The 23,443-nt window shown below is 43.9% G+C and carries 20 protein-coding genes, 1 tRNA gene and 1 pseudogene; 14 read left to right on the forward strand and 8 right to left on the reverse strand.

All coding sequences use genetic code 11. The features are described 5' to 3' along the window. Positions 1-3 precede the first annotated feature (3 nt). The 3 genes from ERJ70_RS05000 to ERJ70_RS05010 all read left to right on the forward strand — a co-directional run bounded on the left by ERJ70_RS05000 (position 4) and on the right by ERJ70_RS05010 (position 4,342). Positions 4-1,860 carry a monovalent cation:proton antiporter family protein gene (locus ERJ70_RS05000; protein WP_209367598.1) on the forward strand — a complete coding sequence of 619 codons (1,857 nt, stop codon included), beginning with the start codon at positions 4-6 and terminating at the stop codon, positions 1,858-1,860. 279 nt (positions 1,861-2,139) lie between these two features. Next, the gene (fabI, locus tag ERJ70_RS05005; RefSeq protein ID WP_209367600.1) at positions 2,140-2,916 is read left to right on the forward strand and encodes an enoyl-ACP reductase FabI; all 777 of its coding nucleotides are present in this window, start codon (positions 2,140-2,142) and stop codon (positions 2,914-2,916) included. An 862-nt stretch (positions 2,917-3,778) separates the two neighbouring features. Beyond that, positions 3,779-4,342 carry a CotO family spore coat protein gene (locus ERJ70_RS05010; protein WP_209367602.1) on the forward strand — a complete coding sequence of 188 codons (564 nt, stop codon included), beginning with the start codon at positions 3,779-3,781 and terminating at the stop codon, positions 4,340-4,342. A gap of 62 nt (positions 4,343-4,404) precedes the next feature. On the opposite strand, the gene ERJ70_RS05015 is transcribed toward ERJ70_RS05010, so the two are convergent. Beyond that, on the reverse strand, positions 4,405-4,860 hold the full coding sequence (locus ERJ70_RS05015; RefSeq protein ID WP_209367604.1) for a CotY/CotZ family spore coat protein: 456 nt from the start codon (positions 4,858-4,860) through the stop codon (positions 4,405-4,407). 358 nt (positions 4,861-5,218) lie between these two features. On the opposite strand from ERJ70_RS05015, the gene ERJ70_RS05020 reads away from it, so the two are divergent. From ERJ70_RS05020 to ERJ70_RS05035, 4 genes are all read left to right on the forward strand, one after another. After that, entirely contained in the window at positions 5,219-5,455 is a 237-nt protein-coding gene (locus ERJ70_RS05020; RefSeq protein ID WP_209367606.1) for a hypothetical protein, read from the forward strand. Between the two features lie 81 nt (positions 5,456-5,536). Next, positions 5,537-5,749, forward strand: a complete 213-nt coding sequence (locus ERJ70_RS05025; protein ID WP_209367608.1) for a hypothetical protein — start codon at positions 5,537-5,539, stop codon at positions 5,747-5,749. Between the two features lie 70 nt (positions 5,750-5,819). Continuing rightward, a complete protein-coding gene (locus ERJ70_RS05030) occupies positions 5,820-6,107 on the forward strand; it encodes a hypothetical protein (RefSeq protein ID WP_209367610.1) in 288 nt (95 codons plus the stop codon). Positions 6,108-6,190: 83 nt separating this feature from the next. Next, entirely contained in the window at positions 6,191-7,093 is a 903-nt protein-coding gene (locus ERJ70_RS05035) for an MBL fold metallo-hydrolase (RefSeq protein ID WP_209367611.1), read from the forward strand. Between the two features lie 72 nt (positions 7,094-7,165). Here ERJ70_RS05035 and ERJ70_RS05040 read toward each other — a convergent pair whose 3' ends face one another. The 5 genes from ERJ70_RS05040 to ERJ70_RS05060 form a co-directional block, all read right to left on the reverse strand. Continuing rightward, positions 7,166-7,936, reverse strand: a complete 771-nt coding sequence (locus ERJ70_RS05040) for an SDR family NAD(P)-dependent oxidoreductase (RefSeq protein WP_209367613.1) — start codon at positions 7,934-7,936, stop codon at positions 7,166-7,168. Positions 7,937-8,079: 143 nt separating this feature from the next. Next, complete coding sequence (locus ERJ70_RS05045; RefSeq protein WP_209367615.1) at positions 8,080-8,757, reverse strand: DUF421 domain-containing protein; 678 nt, start codon at positions 8,755-8,757, stop codon at positions 8,080-8,082. A gap of 151 nt (positions 8,758-8,908) precedes the next feature. Further along, positions 8,909-9,331: a GNAT family N-acetyltransferase gene (locus tag ERJ70_RS05050; protein ID WP_209367617.1), complete on the reverse strand. Its 423-nt coding sequence runs from the start codon at positions 9,329-9,331 to the stop codon at positions 8,909-8,911. A gap of 3 nt (positions 9,332-9,334) precedes the next feature. Then, entirely contained in the window at positions 9,335-9,853 is a 519-nt protein-coding gene (locus ERJ70_RS05055; RefSeq protein ID WP_209367619.1) for a YjcG family protein, read from the reverse strand. A 222-nt stretch (positions 9,854-10,075) separates the two neighbouring features. After that, positions 10,076-10,801, reverse strand: coding sequence for an alpha/beta hydrolase (locus ERJ70_RS05060; RefSeq protein WP_209367620.1), 726 nt, complete (start codon positions 10,799-10,801; stop codon positions 10,076-10,078). 275 nt (positions 10,802-11,076) lie between these two features. On the opposite strand from ERJ70_RS05060, the gene ERJ70_RS05065 reads away from it, so the two are divergent. Next, positions 11,077-11,646 carry a general stress protein gene (locus ERJ70_RS05065; RefSeq protein ID WP_209367622.1) on the forward strand — a complete coding sequence of 190 codons (570 nt, stop codon included), beginning with the start codon at positions 11,077-11,079 and terminating at the stop codon, positions 11,644-11,646. 70 nt (positions 11,647-11,716) lie between these two features. Here the strand turns inward: ERJ70_RS05065 and ERJ70_RS05070 are convergent. Beyond that, positions 11,717-12,810, reverse strand: a pseudogene (locus ERJ70_RS05070) (NAD(P)-dependent alcohol dehydrogenase). A gap of 191 nt (positions 12,811-13,001) precedes the next feature. On the opposite strand from ERJ70_RS05070, the gene ERJ70_RS05075 reads away from it, so the two are divergent. Continuing rightward, entirely contained in the window at positions 13,002-13,958 is a 957-nt protein-coding gene (locus tag ERJ70_RS05075) for a VanW family protein (RefSeq protein WP_209367624.1), read from the forward strand. A 7-nt stretch (positions 13,959-13,965) separates the two neighbouring features. On the opposite strand, the gene ERJ70_RS05080 is transcribed toward ERJ70_RS05075, so the two are convergent. Next, a complete protein-coding gene (locus ERJ70_RS05080) occupies positions 13,966-14,316 on the reverse strand; it encodes a hypothetical protein (protein ID WP_209367626.1) in 351 nt (116 codons plus the stop codon). Between the two features lie 107 nt (positions 14,317-14,423). Here ERJ70_RS05080 and ERJ70_RS05085 point away from each other — a divergent pair, with 107 nt between their 5' ends. The 5 genes from ERJ70_RS05085 (at position 14,424) to ERJ70_RS05105 (ending at position 23,363) form a co-directional block, all read left to right on the forward strand. Next, positions 14,424-15,191, forward strand: coding sequence for an HAD-IIB family hydrolase (locus ERJ70_RS05085; RefSeq protein WP_209367627.1), 768 nt, complete (start codon positions 14,424-14,426; stop codon positions 15,189-15,191). 136 nt (positions 15,192-15,327) lie between these two features. After that, a tRNA-Val gene (locus ERJ70_RS05090) sits at positions 15,328-15,400 on the forward strand. A 618-nt stretch (positions 15,401-16,018) separates the two neighbouring features. Then, complete coding sequence (helD, locus tag ERJ70_RS05095; protein ID WP_209367628.1) at positions 16,019-18,355, forward strand: RNA polymerase recycling motor HelD; 2,337 nt, start codon at positions 16,019-16,021, stop codon at positions 18,353-18,355. Between the two features lie 124 nt (positions 18,356-18,479). Then, entirely contained in the window at positions 18,480-21,074 is a 2,595-nt protein-coding gene (ppsA, locus tag ERJ70_RS05100; protein ID WP_209367629.1) for a phosphoenolpyruvate synthase, read from the forward strand. 345 nt (positions 21,075-21,419) lie between these two features. Next, positions 21,420-23,363 carry a beta-glucoside-specific PTS transporter subunit IIABC gene (locus ERJ70_RS05105; RefSeq protein WP_209367630.1) on the forward strand — a complete coding sequence of 648 codons (1,944 nt, stop codon included), beginning with the start codon at positions 21,420-21,422 and terminating at the stop codon, positions 23,361-23,363. Positions 23,364-23,443: the final 80 nt, after the last annotated feature.

Genomic DNA, 23,443 nt, shown 5'->3' on the forward strand with positions numbered 1-23,443 from the left:
CATATGGAGCATGGAGAATCAGTAACCTCCCTGGTGATTGTCATTCTAGCGGCATTTTTCACCCCGATCTTAATGCATCGCCTACGTTTGAAAGCCATTCCTGTAGTCGTAGCTGAAATCATCGTCGGGTTGATCATTGGACATAGCGGCTTTAATATCGTAGATGACAGCACCTGGCTGGAGACACTTTCCACGTTGGGATTCATTTTTCTTATGTTTTTAAGCGGTCTGGAAATAGACTTTACAATATTTGCTAAAAAGGGCAGGAACAAACGCAACAGCAACCAAACAAATAAACAGCCAAGTGCAGTATGGATTGCCATAATCGTGTTTCTGGCCATTTTAGCGTTGTCCCTGCTGTTGTCTTACTTATTCGTTTTGGGCGGCTTTATCGACAATATGTTCTTGATGACATTGATCATATCCACTATTTCACTCGGTGTTGTCGTGCCAACCTTAAAAGAAGCACAGGCAATGAAGACTACTGTCGGCCAGACAATCCTGTTGATTGCCGTGATCGCCGACCTGGTGACAATGATTTTGTTGGCGGTGTTCGTTTCATTTTATGGAGAAGAAGCGGGCAACATGTGGCTTCTGCTTATTCTATTTGGTGCCGGAGTGTTGCTGTACTTTGTCGGCAAACGATTCCGAAACCAGACATTTTTGGAGACGATGTCGAAGGGAACCATCCAAATTGGCACTCGTGCCGTATTTACACTGATCATTTTCCTGGTGGCCTTATCGGAAACAGTAGGTGCTGAAAACATCCTTGGTGCGTTTTTGGCTGGTGCATTGGTTTCCTTGTTATCGCCTAACCAGGAATTAGTACAGAAACTGGATAGCTTCGGCTACGGCTTTTTAATTCCCATATTTTTTGTCATGGTCGGTGTCGATATCGACATTTGGTCCTTGTTCAGTAATCCGAAAGTACTGGCATTGATACCTTTGCTCTTTATTGCTTTATTGGTATCTAAATTAGTGCCGGTGTTGATTATGAGAAAATGGTATGATTGGCGGACGGTTGTTAGCTCTGGGATGATTCTCACCACGACCTTATCCTTGGTAATCGCTGCTGCCACGATTGGAGAAAGAATGGGCATCATCGACAACCAAATGGAAGGTGCATTAATTTTGGTGGCCGTTTTGACTTGCCTGGTTACTCCGCCGGTCTTCAAAAAGTTATATGTAAATAATGTAGAACCGGAGCATAAGCAAGTCGTTTCCTTCATCGGGACTAACCAGGCAACATTGCCGGTTGTCCGGGAGTTGGATAATAATATGTTTGAAATCTATATGTACCATACGAAAATGGAAAAGCTCGATGAGAAAATCACCAGATCGATTTTCGATATCACCCAGTTGGACAGCTACGACATTGGTTTAATGGAAAAAATGAATGTTTTCGATGTAGATATTCTCGTTGTATCCACCGGGAATGAAGAGAAGAATGCGGAAATTGCATCTTATGCGAAAGAAAAAGGTGTCGAGCGTGTCATTGCCCGTGTGGAAAAACCTGGACTCGATAAGGAATTGAAGGAACTGGGAATCGATGTCTTCTCTGTATTGCTTTCCAGTAAGGCGTTGCTTAAAGCGTTGATTGTAGCGCCGAGTGTCGTGGATATTTTGACCGAACAGGAGAGCGCCCTTTACGAAATCAACATGAATAATCCGATGTATCACGAAAGTCTTATAAGAGAGTTTCCGTTTACTGGTGATGTTATCATGGTGCGGATATTCCGAGGCAAAGATTCAATCGTTCCTCATGGGGATACGGAGTTGCGGTTGGGAGATCACCTCATCGTCACAGGTTCTTCTGAATATGTGGAAGAATTACAATCATTGTTAGAATACGGTTTTTAAAACATCCTGTCCGGCGTTGTGTCGGGCAGGATTATTACTTTTATGCGAGAATTACTAGATTGGTTGGAAATCGTGAAAAGAAGTTGAGTTTTATGCAACAGATCATTCCGCATATCACCGTTGAAAACTGCAAAGAGGCATTAACGTGCCAAAAGCATAGCAAGGGCTGATCTCGATAAATCAGTTGTGTTTACCGGAAAGTTTCGATAAGATAATAATAGTATCAGGTACTAATAACTAGTATTAAAAACAAGCATCAACCTCAAGGAGGAAAAAGGAATGAAGTTTACACTGGAAGGTCGTACATATGTCGTAATGGGTGTGGCCAATAAAAGGAGTATTGCCTGGGGAATCGCAAGGTCCCTGCATGAAGCCGGGGCAAGACTTATTTTCACTTATGCCAATGAACGGTTTGAAAAGCCGGTAAAAGATTTAGTATCCACATTAGAAGGGCAGGATGCACTGTTTTATGAGTGTGATGTTACCAATGATGAAGCAGTCAACGCCACTTTTCAGCAAATTGGAGAAGATGTCGGCACAATTCACGGACTAGCCCACTGTATTGCATTCGCTGATAAAGAGGATTTGAAGGGCGAGTTTGTCGAAACGAGCAGGGACGGCTTCTTGCTATCGCAAAACATAAGTGCTTTCTCACTGGTCGCTGTCACAAGAGCTGCAGAAAAACTGATGACAGAGGGCGGAAGCATCGTGACCATGACGTACCTAGGTGGAGAACGTGTCGTGCAAAATTACAATGTTATGGGAGTCGCAAAGGCCAGTCTTGATGCGAGTGTGAAGTATTTGGCCAATGACTTAGGAAAGCGCAACATACGAGTCAATGCCATTTCTGCAGGTCCGATTCGTACTCTGTCGGCAAAAGGCATTGGCGAGTTCAACAGCGTACTGAAGCAGATCGAGGAAAAAGCTCCGTTGCGCCGGACAGTAACCCAGGAAGAAGTTGGCGATACGGCCTATTATCTGATGAGCGATCTTTCCCGTGGAGTGACTGGAGAAACCATCCACGTCGATTCCGGCTTTAACATTCTCGGTATTTAAGCAGAAAAAAATATAGAGTAAAAACCGCACGCCAATTGGTGTGCGGTTTTTTGCAATAGCTCCTTTTTTATATTTGTGTGACATTGAAGGTTGGAGTGGATAGAAATTGCGACATAGTGAATACGTCTTCCTAGTCCCCTATATTAAGGGGGGGCCGCTGCGGAAATACCCTGCGCTTTCCGCGGGCGGCTGGTGAGCTTCCTCGAGCTAACGCTCTGCGGGATCTCACCGAGGCCTTTCCTCCCGCTGGAGTCTCCGGGTATTTCCTTCGCTAGGACCAGCTTTCTGTATCTGATGGGGGTATTGCCCTTTTCCACTTGGAAACAAGATTCTTTATTTTACTAACAAATATTAGTTTGGGCTGTCTGTTATAAGAGCTTGACTGGAAGAAGCAGAGCCAGCCTTCAAAATTAGGTTTATTCGTTTTCCTTTAGGGGCAATTTGCTTCCTACCTGCCGATAAATATTCTCAGAAGCTGCAAATTTTCTGTTATTCAAGATAGATTTCTGATAAAAAAAGTACTCAGAAAGGTCTAACACGTGGTATTCCTAACCAAATTCAGAAATCACCACCAGCGGAGTCAGAACACGGAGACTCCTAAGGGAACAGAACGTGTCCGAAGACCCCGCAAAGAAGCGTTCTTTGCTTCTGCGGAGTCTGAGGCCGTGCCCATGGAAAGCGAAGTGTTCTGCCGCAGCGAGGTTTTTCACTCATCCATCATCAGAATAAAAGAGTTACTGCGTAGTTTATTTTTATTGTAACAAAAGCAACTCCTTTTCCAATTTATAAAAATAGGCACATCCCCAGGAAATACTCATATAATGTGGGGAAGAGTTTTGAAGAAGGGGAGGAAGCCATTTTTATGAATGGAAACAAAAACACCGCCCGTGAACCGATGTTGTATATAACCCAGCCCAAAATGGAAAAACCAACTGCCTCCATGCAAACCGACTACCGGACACCGAGAAAAAAGAAACGTAAACCGGATCGCGGAAGCTCAATAAAGGAGAAAGAACAAAGGAAGCGAAGTAGTGGAAAAGAATTGGAAGCAGAAGCGAATACCTTGCAAGAATCGGAGCATCCCCCTGCTGAAACGGAAACCATAGAAAAAGAAAAAATAAAAGAAAAAGCACAGCCAGCAGAAGTTTCCGAGAATGAACCGGAAGCGAAAGAAACGGGAACAAGTCAAAGAACGAGCCGCAAACGGTTTCGGGATATGACAAACGAAGAGAAAATCAACTACTTTGTCGGGCTGCCGAGAACCGTGCCACGAATGAAATGTGAGGTTGTCACAGACAAAGAAACGCATCGAGGAATCATCTATGACTATCAGGAAGGACTTGTGTACATGAAGACGATCAAGCGTCCGTTCAAAGCACAAGTCGACCAGGAAACCATCAAAAGTATTAAACTACTTGGATTTTAAGCAAGAAAAAGTCCGGCCGTACCCGACCGGACTTCTTTCTATAAGATGGAGTGCTGTAAAAATTACAAAGCGCTGATGGCTGGCAGACAAGTAACATGGCAGAAGCAGTTCAAGTCTACAGTGATGCAAATTCCAGTTACTTCTAGATGGCTGGTGTCCTGGTCAACTGGAGATTTTGGATCATCGTCGTGATCGTTTGGCTCACGCAGCAATTCCAAAACCGCGCAACAGTCGTCATCCACACTTTTTACCCGGAAATAGAAACTGCTGGTTGCATCGCCTAAATCGTCGGATGGCACACCAAATCCTTTGAAAGGCTTGCAGCTCCCTTTGCAGTATAGAATAACCGGTACTGTATCCAACCCATTGTTGCTAGGGTCGTTACCGCCTAACAGGTCGCTGATGGATTGCTCACAGCTGGTGGTACAATCAGAAAGTACATCGGACTGTGCATCGGAGATTTCCCTCAGGATATCGCATACACAGCTGCCAGTTTTATAATCACTTCCACAACTCATTCTATCTAACCCCTTTCCAATGATGATTGACTTTTGTCCTTAATAGAATATGTTCGAAGGGGGTTAGTGTGTGGGCAATTACCATATATATTGTCTTGCCTTTCAGGAAAATTTTTTCGCACTTCCTCTTGAACAGGGCGGATGTCTATACCTGAAATTAGACATTCACATAGGATAATAGCGATCAATACTTTACTAATAAGGAGCGCTCATTGGAGAACGTCCAGCTTATAGTCCTCATCGGCTGCAACTACGAGGGCAGTAGGCGATCCGGGCAGGATGCAAGCTGGAAAGGGAGGGAAGGATAAGGGTCTTTTCCTGCTAAGTGAGCAGCATTAATAAGGGAGTGAAGAGGAAAATGTCAGAAAAGAAAAAGGTTATTTATGTGAAGGACCTGGTAATCAAAGCGGATAACGTCACCTTTGAACCACCTCGTCAACCACGGCATCATGTTGATCCATTTTTCGGTCCTAGGAGAATGGAAGCCGAAGAAGTGGGAGAAAAGGAACAAGAAGAGGCAGTGGAAGCTGTAGAAGAAGAACATGAAGAGCATCACCAGGAAGAGGATGGGAGAAAAGGTTTCTCCTGGATTTAGTATCAGAGGGACAGCTGACTTGCTGTCTCTTTTTGTGTATCACTGCTGTCTATGGATTTTTCGTATAAAAGAGGTGAAGGTATGGTCGACAAGTCCGACATCTTTCCGATGAAAAAGAATTTGCAAATAATCGAAAAGCATTTACACAAAAATGAAAAATGGCTGCGATTGCCGGAAAAGCATATCGCCGAATTAGAAAGCAAAGCTACTGCCTGGAATACGCAATTTCTGAAAGAAATGGATCAGCTGGAAGCCGTCATGAAGGAATTGCAAGATTTTATAGATAAGGAATAAGCACTAGAATACTTTTTGGGAAAAGCGGGTATAGATGAATAACCAAAGGTAGGAAAAAGGGGTGTAATAGGTGGGGTATTTGTTGCCAGTCCCGCTTTATCAGTATCAGGATTACCAGGAGCGTGTAACTAGAAATGCGCCAAGCCCATTCTATATCGAAGGCGTCTATAAGTCCCACCTGGATACCAAGCATAAACAAATTGAACAAGAAGAAAATAGAAAAACGCAAGTTGACTGTAAACCTTCAGAAATGAAAAAAGTGCTGTATGCTCCAAGGACCGTCCACAAATCCTATTTAGCAGAAAAGATATACGCTGATGTGACAGGAAAAGGACGCCATTTTAGCGAAACCATATAACCAGACAAAGGGTCCGCTGCGAAGCTGGTGCATAACTGCCCGGCAAGGCGGGCCGTTTAGTTTTGAGAAAAGGAGCAGGTTATATGGAATTCCAACCATTAAAAGAAGGGACATGTTACTACTTTGAGGGACCGGTCAATATCGGCTATTTACGGAATGGTGAGGAAGGAATGCTGATTGATGCAGGGATTGACGCTTCTACCATGAAAAAAGTGTTAAAGTGGTTGAAGCAGGAGGAATTACCTCTCACGCATTTGTTCATTACCCATGCTCATTCAGACCACTATGGGGGAGCTAACTATTTGCAAAGCCGGCAGGGGGTGCATACAGCAGCACCGGTCTTGGAAGCGGCGATTTTACAATATCCAATTCTCGAACCGTTGTATTTGTTTGGCGGGAACGACCCGCTTCCCGAGCTTCGAAACAAGTTTTTGGAAGGGGCTCCGATTCAAATAGACCAAATGATCGATGAAGGGTTTTGTCAAATCGGCAGTTTTGCTATCGAAGCGATCCTTTTACCAGGTCACAGCTATCATCAACTTGGGCTTCTTTACCAGGAAATTTTCTATGCTGGAGATAGCTACTTTGGCGAGAAGCAATTGGAAAAACATGGAATCCCTTATCTTACCGATACACAGCTTGCCATGGATAGTTTACATAAATTGAAAGGAATAACGTGCCAGGGAGCGGTTCCGGGACATGGGACATATGAAGAGAATTTCCAATCCACTGTTCAGTCGAATTTCGATTATCATGAGCAGCTGCTTGAGTGGCTTGAGGAAGAAATCGGCAAAAAACCGGATGGTATGAGCCATGAGGATGTAATTGCATCGATGTGCGCCAATTATCACGTGCGGGCTTCGCAGCTGTCACAATGGCTATTATTCCGTACAGCTGTCACTGCCTATTTGACCGCTCTTCTAAAACAAAATCGGATAACGAGCGAAATTAAAGATTACCGTTGGTTTTTCAAGGTTCTCCGCTGATATGGAAACAATTCTTATAAAGGACCTTAAGTCGGCAGTTGTCAGTGTCCGACATAAGGTCTTTTGCTGTCTTTAGCTTGCTCCCATACCACCATCAATTCTATATTGGGCACCAGTTATAAAACTGCTGTCCTCCGATGCGAGAAATAGGACAAGTTTTGCAATATCACTGGATTCTCCATAACGGCCCAACGGGATATCCTTCATGAAATCATCTTTGGCCACATTGGCATCACTCGGGTTAGCACCAGCTTCTAATGAGCGCATCATACGGGTATCTACAGGTGATGGATGGATAGAGTTGACTCTTACATTGTGTGAGGCAACTTCCAATGCGGCTGTTTTCGTAATACCTATAACTGCATGTTTGGAAGCAACATAAGGGGCGACACCGGGACTACCCATCAAGCCTGCCACAGAGGAAGTGTTAATAACGGTACCGCTGTTTTGTTTTATCATTACTGGGAGGACATGCTGCAAACCGAGAAAAACGCCGCGAACATTGACACTCAAGACCTTGTCTAGATCCTCGATTTGTTGATCTACAATCGGTGCCACTTTTCCTTCGATCCCGGCATTATTGAAAAAGATATCAATCGAACCAAATTCGCTGACGGTTTTGTCAACATAGTTCTTGACGTCTTCCTCTTTCGATACATTTGCTGGAATGGTTAGTACGTCACCGAAAGATTTTAACTCTGTCTTTGCCTTGTTAAGCGTTTCCTGATTTAAATCCACTAAAGCAACCTTGGCTCCTTCTTCCAGAAAATACTGAGCGGTCACTTTCCCGATACCGCCTGCTCCGCCAGTGATAATTGCCGTCTTTCCATTTAATCTGCCCATTTACGATCGCTCCTTTTGATGTAGTTCCATTGGCTTCCTTCCATTCATTCTTGTAGTAAATTTTCCCTATTCCTAATCCAATAAACATAGAGCTAGAGAAAATCTGGAAAGCACCAAATCAAAAGGAAAGGCGAAGAATTTAATTAATACGGTTGGATATGCAGCGGATGGCCTTCCTTCCATTCAGCAAAAAATACATCTTCTGGCGACTGGACCTCTTGTTTGGAAAGTTCCGTATGTAGCCACTTTTCATCTAGATCAGCTTCGGCTAGATTGTCATATAATATTTCGCCGTCTGATATGAGGGTGAAGGCCAATAATGGTTCCTGCGGCTGTAGATTCATATCCTGTCGCGTCGGGGGCTGGGCCTGGGATTTTTTCATGACCGAAATGGATCCATCGGTTTCCAGGATGGCGAAGGCTACCTCGTTAACAGAAAATGCCCCCTTAGCACGCAGTAGATGCTGCAGCTGGTTGATATCAAGCTTGCTTTTTTTCATCTGTTCTCGCTGTAAATGCCCTTTATTGATGATGATTGCAGGCATTCCTTCCAGCAGCCTGCGTGATTTTTTGAACTTTTGGGTAACGATCTCTGTCACATAGAGTAAAATTCCCCATAGTAACACCGCGTAGCCAATTTCAAACAAGCCCGCCTGATCGTCAAACAAAGCGTTTCCGACCAGTTCACCCAATATGAGTGCAGCGATGAAGTCAAAAGCGGTCAATTGGGTGATTTGAGTTTTTCCTAAAAATTTCGTAATCAAAAACAAAGCGAAAAATCCAAAAATCGTCTCTACTAATATAGAAACGGCATTATCCATTTTCACAACCCCCCTAGCGTTCTTTTTTATCCTTGCCAATTATCAGGGGGGGCATACGGAAAAAGGGGTATAAAACAGTTCCTGGTTTCATGATCTGCGGAAGGAGAGGGCTATAAAAAAACCTTGCCGAAAAGACAAGGTTTCATCGTACTTATAATTCTTTTATCATGGTGACATGCGGGATGCCGGCGTCCATGAACTCCCCAGAAACGGTTTGATAGCCAAGTGATTTATAAAAATCCTCTGCGTGTGTCTGGGCATTCAGTTTGGACTTTTGGAATCCGTTTTCCAGAATGGCAGCTTCCATTTCTTTGATTATCTGTGAACCGAAAGAGCGGCCGCGATACTCCTTGAGGACACAGATTCTTTCCAGCTTTCCATACGGGTCGACAAATCGAAGCCTGCTTGCTGCAACTGGTATTTCATTTTCATAGCCGACGAAATGGATGGCTTCCTCTTCAAGCTCATCGATCTCCAGTTCCGCCGGGACTTTTTGCTCCTCGACAAAGACAGTGTTTCTTACATGATACGCTTGTTTTTGTTCTGTTTCTGTTTCCACTTGTTTGACTTGCATTATTTAATTCTTCTCCTCGCCGAATGTAAAGGTTTCAAATACTGTCCACGCGCCATTTTCCAACTGGTACATCAACTGAAAACGATCGACAGTCTGCTCCAGGTCAAAGCTTTGCATTTTTAAACTTCCAAATACATCCGAGTATTCGTCGTGTGAAAGCTTTTGGGCAATGGTTATGTGTGGGACGAAAGAATACGTTTTTTCTTGCGGCAGGTTACCGGTATGCAATCTTTCGTTCAATTTAAGCAATTCATCGACAGGCTCAACTTTTAAGTATATCGTGTTGGTCACCGGGGAAAAAGAGCTTACTTTATGAATCTGTAACGGAAAAGGCTTTGTTTCTGCCGCCACTTTTCGTAGTTCTCCCACAATCGGTTTTAAATCATCTTCATTGGCCTCGAACGGCTCTTTTAATGTAAGATGTGGCGGAATGAGTGCATAATGTGGATCATACCGCTTTCTGTATGAATTAGCCGTATCTTGAATTTTCTTTTCTGGAAAAATAGCAATACCATATCTCATGAATATTCCTCCTGTATGATTGGTTTACGTTAGGCAATATTGAATAGCTTGGTATTTTGATTGATCATGTAGCTAATTCCAATTCGGTTACCAACCATTATATCAAAAATTGGTAAAACGGGCGTAGCCTAAATTAGTGAAAATGCACAAATTTAAAAAAACGCTGCTTGGAGCCCTGGCAAAGGATCTTCGCTGGTAAATCGTAAGGTTGCTTATACACTGTTATCCATTAAACATGGTGACAAGGGCCCGCTTCAAGTCCTTTTGCCAGAACTTCCATGTATGATTTCCGTCAAGTTCATGGTACACATAGTTGGTGTCCTGTTGTTCGATAAGCTCGCGAAGCTTTCGGTTCGGTTCCAGAAAATCTTTGCGATCCCCTGCTGTTGTCGGGACATCTGTTTCCTCGTTTCCGATAGTGTGGTATATATCGAGGGTGTCGACCGACTTGGCAGATTGAACAGCATTCAGAACTTTTTCATCAACATACGGTGACTGCATGATTACTTTTCCGAAAGTGTTCGAATATTTTAAAGCTGTCATCAAAGCCAACGTTCCTGCCAGTGAGTCGCCAATCAATGCCCGGCTGCCACCTACGTGATATGTCGGCAGTTCTTCATCCAACAGTGGAACCACCTCGTGGAGAAGGAACTGCATATAAGCAGCCTGCTTACTGCCGTTAGGATGATATTTATCCTGACGGTCGTATTTATCATTATAATGAATCCCTACAAAAACAGTATTTTCAATCTCTCCGTCGCTATGCAGCCGATCGCTCAGTGTCGCGATCCGGCCAAGCTGAAAGTAATCATCTCCATCCTGCATAATACAGACATGGTACTTGTACAAAGGAGAGAAAGACTCCGGCAGATACCATTTAATCGTCATGATTTCATCTAAGTACTTGCTGTCGATTTGTCGATCAAGCATCTTTCCTTTTCTACCCATTGTAACTCACTCCCTTAACATCCAGCCAAGAAGTATCCTAAAAGATTCCCCCTGCCGCCCACAACTAAACAAATCTAAGCCCAGTTTAACATAAAACAACAAAAAAAGAACATAGGAGTGCAGGGAGTGTGCAGGGGGGACAGTCCCTCCGTGAATCATTTCACAAGTAAATTGCCATTAGATTTGGGGACAGTCCCCGATAAATGGAGGGATAAGATTTATCTGCGCTCCCGCCGGGTATAGAGTGGTAAAACCTTTAAAGGAGGCTGACTTAGATGGAAAGTAAAGTCATTGGCGGTGTTTTCAAAACGCAGGAAGATGCAATCAAAGCGATTAAAGAGCTGCAAGAAAAAGGCTATAAGAAAGATGATATATCGGTATTCGCCAAGGATAGCGATGAAGCAGAAGCGATTGGCGATGAAACGGATACCAGTGTAAGCAAAGATAAGAGTGGACGTGGCAAAAATGCCGGAAAAGGACTCGGTATTGGAGTTGGTACCGGCGGCGTACTAGGAGGGATTACCGGTTTGATTGCCGAAGTAGGCCTTCTGGCTATACCCGGTGTCGGAGCCATCGCTGCGGCAGGTCCGATCGCTGCTGCTTTAACAGGAGCAGGCATTGGAGCCGGCGGTGGCGGTATTGTCGGTGCACTTGTGGGTGCAGGTATCCCCGAAGAACATGCCAAGGAATATGAACGCCATCTAAAAAATGGACATATCGTTGTTTTAGTCGAGACAGGGGAGAACGATCGAGAAGTTTATAAAACCTTCCTGGCCAATAAAACGGAAAACCATACCATCTATCCAGACGAAGTAGTGGTTAACGAACCGAGAAGTCATCAGTAAAGGACTGATGAGAAGAAAGTGGGGACAGTCCCTCTGTGAATCTGCTCACAGAGGGACTGTCCCCATTCTTTTAATGCTCCATTTTGACAATCGGTTTTACGGTAGTACCTTGTTTCGAATCAGCAAAAGCTTGGTTGATGTCTTTCAATTCATAGAAATTGATGAGTTTATCGAATGGAAACTGTCCGTTTTTGTAGTACGCAATCAATTTAGGTATGAACAGTTGGGGGATGGCATTTCCTTCAATGGCTCCTACAAGCCCTTTACCCAAAGCCATGATGTCCTCGAAAACGTTGAACTCCGTTTCCTGGGTAACGCCTACGACAGCAGAGATTCCTAACGGCTTCAATGCTTGTACAGACTGACGAGCCAAAGCGGGTACGCTGGTTGTTTCAACAGCATAGTTCGTACCCCGCCGGTCAGCTTTCGGATTTCTTCTACTGTATCGACTTCTTTGCCATTAAGGACGTGACTGGCCCCTAATTCTTTTGCCAATTCCAAGCGGCTTTCATGCACATCGATTGCGATGATTTGGGAACAGCCGACAATTTTCGCTGCCATCACAGCGCTAAGACCGACAGCTCCGCATCCAAAGACAGCTATGGTTTCACCAAAATTCGGCTGTAACTTGTTCAACACAGTACCACTCCCGGTCTGAATGCCACAGCCGAGCGGTCCGAGTAATGCAAGATCGACATCTTTATCTACCTTTACCACATTGCGCTCATTTGCAATGGCAAAAGTTCCAAACGAGGATTGGCCGAAGAAGCTGGAAACGGACTCTCCATCTTGCTTAATCCGAGTGGTGTTGTCATTCATTTTCCCTCCGAAATTCAAATCATTAAAAAACAAGCAGTAAGCAGGATGCCCGGACAAACAATTCTCACAATGCCCACAGGATGAAAAGGATAGAACAACATGATCTCCTTTTTCGACCGTATGGACATTGGATCCGACTTTTTCAATAATGCCGGAACCTTCGTGTCCCAGAACAGCAGGGAGCGGGACAGGAACTTCCTGATCCCTTGCCACAGCATCCGTATGACAGACACCAGAAGCAACTACCTTTACCAATACTTCATTATCGGTTGGTTCCGCCAGTTCCACTTCTTCAATTTGAAAATCTTCCCCTTTACCATGAATTACAGCAGCTTTCACTTTCATTTCCATTCTCCTTTTATCGTCATTTCCTCGTAGCTTTCCCAAAAAAAATGAAGATAACCCGCAGCGGGGTCAGTCCCTCTGTGAATTATTCACAGAGGGACTGACCCCAAAAATCCACCACGAAATAAGCAATACCAATCAACTCACATGATTTGTCTGTTTTCATCCATACTAGTAGCGGAGGTATCTTTATGAAAACGTTTCTTTTAACAATTTTATTGGCGTCGGTTATTTCGGTCCAGCAGCATCCGCCCGAACCGCCAAAGCAGCCAACCAAACCAGAAGTACAACAACCGCCGGCGTTCACGGTCACCCATGAAGGTAAAACAATCCATCAGATAACAGGTAAAGATGTGAGTCTTCCTTATATAGAGGGAATGTGGCTTGATATGACAAAATACAATCAATTCCAGGAAGAAGTCGCTTCACAGGTATATCGTGAACCAGTCAATGCCAAAATTGATGAGAGCGGACAAATAAAGCCGGCAAAACCTGGCCGTGAACTTGATCGGGAGCAGTTCAACCACCAATTTGCGAGCTACTTTTATGGACGTGAAGCTTCCAAGGTGGAGACACCGCTCCGGGTTGTCCATCCACGTGTCGATGAAGAACTGCTTGCTTCTATTCGTGAGCGAAAAATCGGCCAGTATGTCACTTACTATAATGAAAGCAATAAAGAACGATCGAAGAACGTAGCACTCGCTGCTGAGGCAATCGACAGCCATGTCGTGTTTCCAAGCGAAACCTTCTCTTTTAATGGTGTTGTAGGAAAACGGACGAAAGAAAAGGGCTACCTGCCGGCACCGGTGATTGTAAAAGGGGAATTGGCGGAAGATATCGGCGGGGGCATCTGCCAAATTTCCTCCACTCTTTATAATGCAGTCGACCAGGCAGGCGTGAAAATAATCGAAAGGTATTCCCACAGTCGCCGTGTTCCATATGTGCCGCCCGGGAGAGACGCTACAGTCAGTTGGTATGGTCCGGACTTCACCTTCGAAAATGATTATAACCAGCCTATATTAATTCGGGCAAAAGCAGTAAATGGGAGAGTATTGATCAACATCTTTTCATCCGAAACAATTGAAAATGAGAAACGCGAAGTACCGGAAGCGGATGCGGAACCACCAAAAGAGGTGCCGGCCGAGTAGAAACCGCTCAATCGATTCCTTGCACCCCGAGATCATCAAGCAAAATTTTTAACTCTTCCGCCGCCCGGTCCGTGCCCTTGTAATAGTCCTCTATGCTGCAGTCTTGTAAGTAACGATAGCGATCGATAATATCATCGAGCGCCACTCGTTCTTCATCGGCTGCATTCAAGTAATAGGGAGCCAGGGCGGCACATAACACGGTGAACGCGCCCTGGCTGTTTTCTATATAATCAACCGTAATGATACCAGCCATCGAGTTATTCTTTTTTATGTTCAATGCCCGCTTTGCAGCAATTTCAAGCTTGATTGCAATTTGTTGACTGAACACATGAAACAGTCCCTTCTTTTCCGATTTCATTTATACCATCTTACCAGAAGAGAAAGCGCTTTAAAAAGATAAAGACCTTTTTTTGTAGATAGACCATGTTATAATAAGCGCAAAAGACGGCAGGGAGATTAGAAAAGATGAACATTGTGTTTGATTTGGACGGGACTATTTGTTTCAAAGGAAAACCCGTATCAGAAAACGTTTTGCAAGCGTTGGAACAGCTCCAGGAACATGGCCATTCGATTATTTTTGCTTCGGCACGTCCGATTCGAGACATGTTGCCAGTGCTTGATTCGCGATTTCATACATATACCATGATAGGGGGAAATGGATCACTGATTTCCGAACGAGGAAGTCTCACGCATAAAACTGCATTTTCGCATCACCAACTAGAAGTTATCAAACATTTGATCGATAGCCAAAACGCTGCTTATTTAGTTGATGGAGAGTGGAACTATTCTTATACAGGGCCGGCAGACCATGCCATTTTAAGCAAGGTAGATCCAGGCAAATTAGCAAAAAATATACCGATCGAGCAACATCCGGCTGTGGTAAAAGCACTTATTCTATCTGCTGTTGATATGAATTTGCTCGCCAGGGAACTGGAAAAAATAGATGTTGTTCTTCATCGTCACTCCGCAGAAAATGTGCTGGATATTAGTCCTGAAAATATTGATAAACGTACAGCGTTACTTACGATTGGCATAGATGATTATATCGCGTTCGGAAATGATGCTAATGATATACGGATGTTCCAAGGGGCACACCATGCAGTAATGATCGGCCATCATGCCGAGCTTGCTTCTTTTGCTTCGGAAGAAATCCCGTTAGATGGAGACTTTGAAGCGGTGATAGCTGAACGTATTGTACAACTAAGCACAGCCTGCGAAGGAAGTAAGGTATAAGAAAAATTCAGACTAAGCATGGCTGAACCTTTCTTTATCGCCTATACGTTTACAAGAGACAAGGCAAAAAAGAATAGTATTGACAAAAGGGGAATTACCTATTAAAGTAATAGTTGTCGATAAAATATTATAATGTGATTCCGTAGCTCAGCTGGGAGAGCGCCACCTTGACAGGGTGGAGGTCGTTGGTTCGAGCCCAATCGGAATCATACCCAGAACCCTTGATAGAAAAGGGTTCTTTTTTTTGCCTGAAGTGAAAAAACGGTTCTCTGTCAATTACAAAGTTAGGTGCGTAAAAGGGCTTTCTCTGATATTTTTTATATAGCATAGTGTATGGAAGGTGATATATTTGCTTAAAGTTTTAGGATATTTTTTTACCATAACTGTAATCATATACATAATGTTTACAGTATCGGCAACAATGCTGGACGTTAATAGTGAAGGGGCGGTTTTTCACATACTCATATTTATGACTTTGCTTTTGACCCTGATTTCAGCTTTGCTAATTAGGATAATTGAACTGATGAAAAAATAGTTGATTTAAATAATTCTGGTTGTCCATCTAAATAGCAAAAAAGACAGCGATAACAGAAATACATAAAAAAAAGAGTGGGATTTAAGCTTACACGCTAAATCCCACTCTTTTTTTGAAAGCAATAAATTCAAGGGCATAACAAAAAACCATTGAATCATCTTGGATTTCATGGTAAATTAAATAGGTATGTATTGGTGTAAAACGAAATACTTCATACTACCTCTATTTTAATTATACGACTTACACAATGCATTAGTCAACCCTTTTATAAAAATTTTTAAGGAGTGTTGCTATGGGATTGGATTTTCAGCAGGAGAAGATGCGGTTAGCCCGGGTTCAAAAGACACTTACGGAAGAAGTCGACAGACTTGAAGAAGAAACTTCCAGGCGAAAAAAAGAGGTTGTTCATATCCGGAAGCATTTTTGGGATGAAGTGAAGGTGAACACCGAAACCTTTGATGATTACTTGGAAACCATTATTGGTTTGAGACAAGAGGCGCAGGCCTTATCGGTAACTCAGAGTATCCACCGACATGCATCCAAGCGGCTGTCAACATTGCACCGTATGCAGGACATACCCTACTTCGGCCGGATTGATTTTAGGGAAGACGGGGCTTCTGACGTGGAGGAGATTTACATTGGCATTTCCTCGCTTAGAGACGATAGCGGCGAAAACTTTCTGATTTACGACTGGAGGTCGCCGATTGCAAGTGTTTACTACGATTTTCAGCCTGGTCCGGCAAAGTATGCTGCTCCAGGTGGAGAAGTCCAAGGTGAATTGAAGAAAAAGTGGCAGTACCTTATTCGCGGGGGTGAGCTTGAATCTCTGTTCGATACGAGTCTTACCATAGGGGATGAAATTTTACAGGAAGTCCTGGGTAAAGGTACTGACAAACAAATGCACAGTATAGTAGCGACAATTCAACAGGAGCAGAACCGTATTATCCGTCATGATCATGGAAGACTGCTAGTTGTTCATGGTGCAGCTGGAAGTGGCAAGACTTCGGTCGCTATGCAACGGATTGCTTATTTGCTCTACAAATATCGAGATCGCTTGCATGCTGATCAAATTATTCTGTTTTCGCCTAATTCCATGTTTAGCAGTTATGTGTCCAATGTATTGCCGGAACTGGGAGAAGAAAATATGCAACAAGTTACGTTTCAGGAATACCTGAATCACCGATTGAATAAACAGTTTCAAGTAGAAAATCCCTACGAACAATTGGAATATGTTTTAACTGCTGAGAACACCTCTTCCTACCAGACAAGGCTAGCGGGCATCCGGTTGAAAGGATCTTCCAGCTTTGTCGATGCGGTCCAATCGTACAGACGGTCTCTGGAATATACCGGAATGATTTTCAAGGATATTGCCTTCAGAGGGGAATCGATCATAACTGCGAGACAGATAGAAGAAAGGTTTTATAATCAAGACGCATCTCTTCGCTTTCCTAACAGACTTGAAAAATTGAAGGATTGGTTAATCAAAAAAATAAAAGAAATTCAAAAGGTAGAAAGGAAAAGGCCGTGGGTACAAGAGGAAATCGAACTACTAAGTGACGATGCGTACCAAGAGGCGCGAACCTTCTTGGCGGAAAAACGAGGGTTGAAACGAGAAGAGATTGCCCACTATGAGGTCGAGCCAGACGAACTTGCACGGTTGATCGTTCATCAAAAGTGGATGCCGTTACGAAAAAAGATCCGCTCGTTTCGTTTCATCGATTTTAAAGGAATTTACAGGCAGCTTTTTGATGATTCCTCTCAATTCGTAAAAGGAGAAAATACAGCGAAGTGGTCGGCTATTTGTAAGGCGACGCAGGAAATGCTGGATGAAGATAAACTATTTTATGAGGATGCTGCGCCATTTCTATTTCTGAAAGAGTTGATTCAGGGCTTTCAGACGAACAGCTCGATCAAACATCTCGTTGTTGATGAGGCTCAGGATTATACACCTTTTCAATTTGAGTTTTTGAAGCGTTTATTCCCCTCAGCAAGGATGACAGTGCTCGGCGACTTTAATCAGGCAATATTCGCCCATGCCAATGGAAGGGTAGATTTCGACACGCTAACCAGCCTGTACGGTCCGGATAGAACAGAAGTGATCAATTTAGCGCGGAGTTACCGATCGACCAAACCGATTATTGAATGTACAAGAAGACTTGTTCCTAATGGTGGAGAAATAATTCCTTTTGAACGTGCTGGGGAACGACCTGTTCTGAAACAAGTAGTTGATCGAGTAGAACTGCACAGTTGTATTGTCTCCCAAATAGCAGCGTTGCAAAGGTTAGGACATAAAAGTATCGCCATCATATGCAAATCCGCCAAAGAAAGTGAAAGGGCATATGAATCCTTGGCATGTATTAAAGATATCAAGCTGTTAAAGAGTAACTCGGCGACCTACGAACAAGGAGTCGTTGTGTTGCCGGCATATTTGTCCAAAGGTGTGGAATTCGATGCTGTGATTATTTACGATGCATCGGAAAACGTGTATGGAGACGAGAGTTTGCGGAGAATATTTTACACAGCTTGCACCAGAGCTATGCATTATTTGCAGTTTTATAGTGTCGGGGTACCGAGCCCCTTTTTGCGGACCGTGTTGCGGAATGGGTACGTTCAATGTGCCTCCACCTAACGGAGGTTTTAAACACCAGATGATATCAGGCTAATGCCTAAGGTATAGGAATAAACACAGAAGAGGAAGAAAATGCGTGGTTGTTCAAGTAAAACCTATTGGACTAGAAATGGGAGGGATTGTAATGGATGCTTTTGTTTTGAAATTTCAAGACATCGACAACGCAAGACAAAAAGTGGTCGGTGGCAAAGCGATGAATATGGCCAAATGCTCGAAGCTGGAAGGAATACACGTGCCAGCAGGGTTTTGTGTTACCACTGAAGCTTATAAAAGAGCCATTGGGGAAAACCAGGCGTTTCATGAACTGCTGGATCGCCTGGCAGCTAAAAACCTGGGGGAACGAGAAGAAATCAGGGGAATAAGCAAGAAAATCCGTGATCTGATTGAGGGAATTGAAATTGAGAATAGAATCAAAGAAGATATCGATGAATGTCTTTTATCTTTGGGTTTCGAACAAGCGTATGCAGTGCGTTCCAGTGCGACTGCTGAAGATTTACCAGACGCCTCCTTTGCGGGTCAACATGAAACGTATCTAAATATCATAGGAAGAGAATCCATTCTGCGCTATATCAGAAAGTGTTGGGCATCCCTGTTCACAGAGCGTGCTGTCGTTTATCGTATGAGGAATGGATTTGAGCACAGTCAAGTGTATTTATCCGTTATTGTTCAACAAATGGTATTTCCACAGTCCTCAGGAATTTTATTTACTGCTAATCCCGTAACCTCCAATCGAAAACTGCTATCGATCGATGCCGGTTTTGGGCTAGGTGAGGGGCTTGTCTCTGGTTTCGTGTCGGCGGACAATTATAAAGTGCGGGAAGGGGAGATTGTGGAGAAGAAGATCTCTAACAAAAAGTTGGCTATATACGCACGGAAAGAAGGTGGAACGCAGCGAAGGGAAGTGGAATCTCCGCGACAAAATCTTTCCACTCTGACAGATGAGCAGGTTTTAGAACTTGAAAAAATCGGCAGAAAGATTGAGGCGTACTTTGGCTGTCCCCAGGATATTGAATGGTGTTATGTGGAGGGTGCACTCTATATCCTTCAAAGTAGACCGATAACGACTTTATACCCGATCCCCGAAACAGGTGATCAAGAAAATCATGTCTTTCTATCTGTCGGCCATCAACAAATGATGACCGATGCGATGAAACCGTTGGGCCTCTCTTTGTTTCTGTCGACGACGAATGCCCCCATGTTCGAGGCGGGAGGAAGACTGTTTGTTGATTGTACACAGTCTTTGGCTTCACCTTCCCAAAGAGAAACATTGCTGAACACCATAGGACAATCAGAGCCCCTCACAAAAGACGCCCTCACAAAGCTGGTGGAACGGGAAGGTTTTATCCAACCCAGACCAAACGATCAACAAGAAAAAAAGTCGGAAGGCAGCAATATGCCGGCGAACTTCGAAGACGAACCGTCTATCGTTCCTCATTTGATGGAGCGGCAGCGAAAGTCAATAGAGACGTTAAAGCAAACAATCCAAACGAAAACAGGAGCGGGCTTATTCCGTTTTATTTTAGAGGATATCCAGCAACTAAAGAAGAACCTGTTTAACCCTGAGGGATTACGTGTGATCAATGGGGCGATGAAGGCTTCGTCGTGGCTCAATGAAAAAATGAACGAGTGGTTGGGCGAAAAAAGCGTAGCAGATACGCTTTCTTTATCTGTACCAAACAATGTCACTTCAGAAATGGGCCTGGAGCTGATGGAGGTCGCAGACGTTATCCGTCCTTATCCGGAAATCATCCGGTATCTGGAGGATATAAAAGACGATAGCTTTTTAGATGAACTGGCTATATTTAATGGGGGGCAGGAAGCCAAAGATGCTATCAATGCTTACCTCGACAAGTATGGAATGCGATGTCCCGGTGAAATCGATATAACGAAAACGCGTTGGCGTGAAAAACCATCCATCCTCATCCCGATGATTCTCAGTAATATTCGTAACTTTGAACATGGCGCTGGCACAAGGAAATTCGAGCAAGGACGACAGTTGGCTTTGAAAAAAGAACAAGAGCTGCTAGTTCGATTAAAACAATTACCGGATGGTGAACGAAAAGCCGAAAAGACAAAACAAATGATCGGCCACCTTCGAAGTTTCATCGGCTACCGGGAATATCCTAAATATGGGATGGTAAGTCGCTACTATGTGTATAAGCGGGCTTTATGGAAAGAAGCCGGACAGCTTGTCGCGGCCAATATCATTCATGAAAAAGAAGACATTTTCTATCTTTATTTTGAAGAACTGCTCGAAGCAGCAACCACACGTCATTTGGATTACCGGCTCATCATCCAACGAAAAAAAGACTACCAACGGTATAAAAAACTAACCCCGCCACGCGTGCTCACTTCCGAGGGAGAAGTCATCGCAGGTGAATATGAACGAGAAAATCTTCCTGATCAAGCCTTGCCGGGCCTACCGGTTTCTTCCGGAGTAGTAGAAGGGAGAGCGCGGGTCATCATGGATATGGAAGAGGCAGAGTTGAAAGATGGTGATATTTTGATCACTGCTTATACAGATCCCAGCTGGACACCTTTATTTGTGACGATAAAAGCCCTCGTCACCGAAGTTGGCGGACTGATGACCCACGGAACGGTGATTGCAAGGGAATATGGCTTGCCGGCAGTTGTCGGGGTGGAAGATGCTACGAAGCTGGTTCAGGATGGACAAAGAATTAGGGTGAACGGTACGGAAGGATATATAGAGATACTCTGATTAACGGATAGAAGGTAGCGGGTAATATACCCGGTACCTTCTCAATCCGATAAAAGGCTGGAAGGTTTTGTTGTCCAGCATGAACCCAAAGAGCTTACAGAAGTCGCTTCTTTTGAAAGAAATAGGTGGTGAAGTTGTGAAATCGCTTAATTTTATTATTGACACCCCACAATAACAGTGGTAAATTAAATTTGTAAACGCCAACAATATCATAAACAATTTAGGAATGTTACCTATCTTGGGCATAACCTGAATCGATTTGAGCGACGCATTGCTATGTGTCTATTCAAAACGGTTCAGGTTTTTTATTTACAAAAATACGAAGGAAAGACAGGGGGAATCACGATGAAATACAATCAATTGGCGAAAGACATAATCGAAAATGTCGGCGGCAAAGAAAACGTTAACAGTGTCGTCCACTGTATCACACGCCTTCGCTTCAAATTGAAGGATGAAGGAAAAGCGAATACAGAAACGTTGAAAAACATGGATGGCGTTGTCACCGTTCGCAAAAGCGGCGGCCAGTATCAGGTCGTCATCGGAAACCACGTAGCGGATGTTTATCAGGCTGTAGTCGAGGAAGGCGGTTTCCAGGCACAAAAAGAAGTAACCGGTGAGGAAGAGACGGATAAAGGGAGTCTGTTCAATCGTTTTATCGATATGATCTCCGGAATCTTCACCCCGATACTTGGTGTATTGGCGGCTTCGGGTATGATCAAAGGATTCAACGCTCTGTTTGTGGCACTCGGTTGGCTGAATGAGGAGGGCGGAACTTACCAGATTCTGAATGCCATCGGGGATGGGTTGTTTTATTTCTTGCCGATTCTTTTAGGGTACACAGCGATGAAAAAATTCGGCGGTACACCGTTCTTGGGAATGGTTATCGCAATGGCACTGGTTTATCCCGATTTGGAAGGAATTCCGGCTTCGGGTGACCCTTTGTACACATTGTTTTCGGGAACCATGTTTGAATCACCAGTGTATATTGAATTTTTTGGTATTCCGGTCATTTTGATGACCTACTCGATGTCGGTTATCCCGATCATTGTCTCGGCATTCTTTGCGGTTAAGGTGGAAAATTTCCTTAAGAAAATCGTACCGTCTGTTGTAAAGATGTTTTTGGTTCCCATGTTCACCTTGCTGATAATTATCCCCTTGACCTTTATCATTATTGGTCCGATTGCGACCTGGGCAAGTCAGTTAATCGGTCAGGCGACAATTTGGGCTTATGATCTTAGTCCAGTTATTGCGGGAATTTTCCTTGGAGGTTTCTGGCTGGTGTTTGTCATGTTCGGTCTGCATTGGGGACTCGTTCCAATCGCGATGAACAATATTGCTGTTGGCGGCATCGACCCGAATTTGGCATTGATTTTTGTCCATTCCTTTGCACTTGCAGCCGCGATATTCGCTGTTTGGTTACGAACAAAAAACCAAAATACGAAAACATTAAGTGTACCGGCGATCATATCTGCGATTTTCGGTGTTACAGAGCCGGGGATGTATGGTATCGCACTTCCGCTTAAGAAACCATTTGTTTTTACGATTATTTCCTCGGCAATAGGCGGAGGAATCCTTGGGCTGTTTGGTACCCAAGCTTATGTCATGGGCGGTCTGGGAGTGTTCCAATATCCTTCCTTTATCCATCCGGAAGAAGGGCTCAACACAGCGGCCATAGGTGCACTGGGGGCAGTGGGAGTCGGCGCGGTTTTGGCTTTCGTTTTAACTTACTTCTTCGGCAGTGTCAATAAAATAGAAGAAAGCACAGCAGGATTGGAAAACACGACGTCTTCCGATGATTCTCGGGGAGAGATAGCCGCAGGGGAAGAAAAAGTGAACGACGAAACGATTTTCAGCCCTCTAAATGGAGAGGTAAGAAACCTGGCTGAGATTGAGGATACAGCTTTCGCATCTGGTTCGTTAGGAGATGGGATTGCGATTGAACCGACAGAAGGAAAAGTGTATGCGCCAGTTTCCGGTACCATTTCCGCTTTATTTCCAAGCAATCATGCCATTGGCATCCTGTCTGACCAAGGTGCAGAGGTGTTGATTCATATCGGAATGGATACGGTACAGTTGAATGGAAAACACTTTGAAGCTCATATTGAACAGGGAAGTCGGGTGGAATTAGGTCAACTCTTGATTGAATTCGATTTGGATGCCATTAGGAAAGACGGCTTTTCCTTGACCACACCTGTAGTGGTTCCGAATTGTGATCATTACGAAATCAAAATGACGAGCGAACAAGAAGTAAAGGCTCAAGATGTATTGTTTGAAGCAAAAGCGAGATAAAGTAATACTGTAGCGGAGGCTGGTAAAAAAGGCCGGTCTCCCCTCTTACTGATAAGGTGGTATGGGGATTGAACACTACA

Origin of the sequence: Sediminibacillus dalangtanensis (assembly GCF_017792025.1) — a bacterium.
Classification (GTDB): Bacteria; Bacillota; Bacilli; order Bacillales; family Amphibacillaceae; genus Sediminibacillus; species Sediminibacillus dalangtanensis.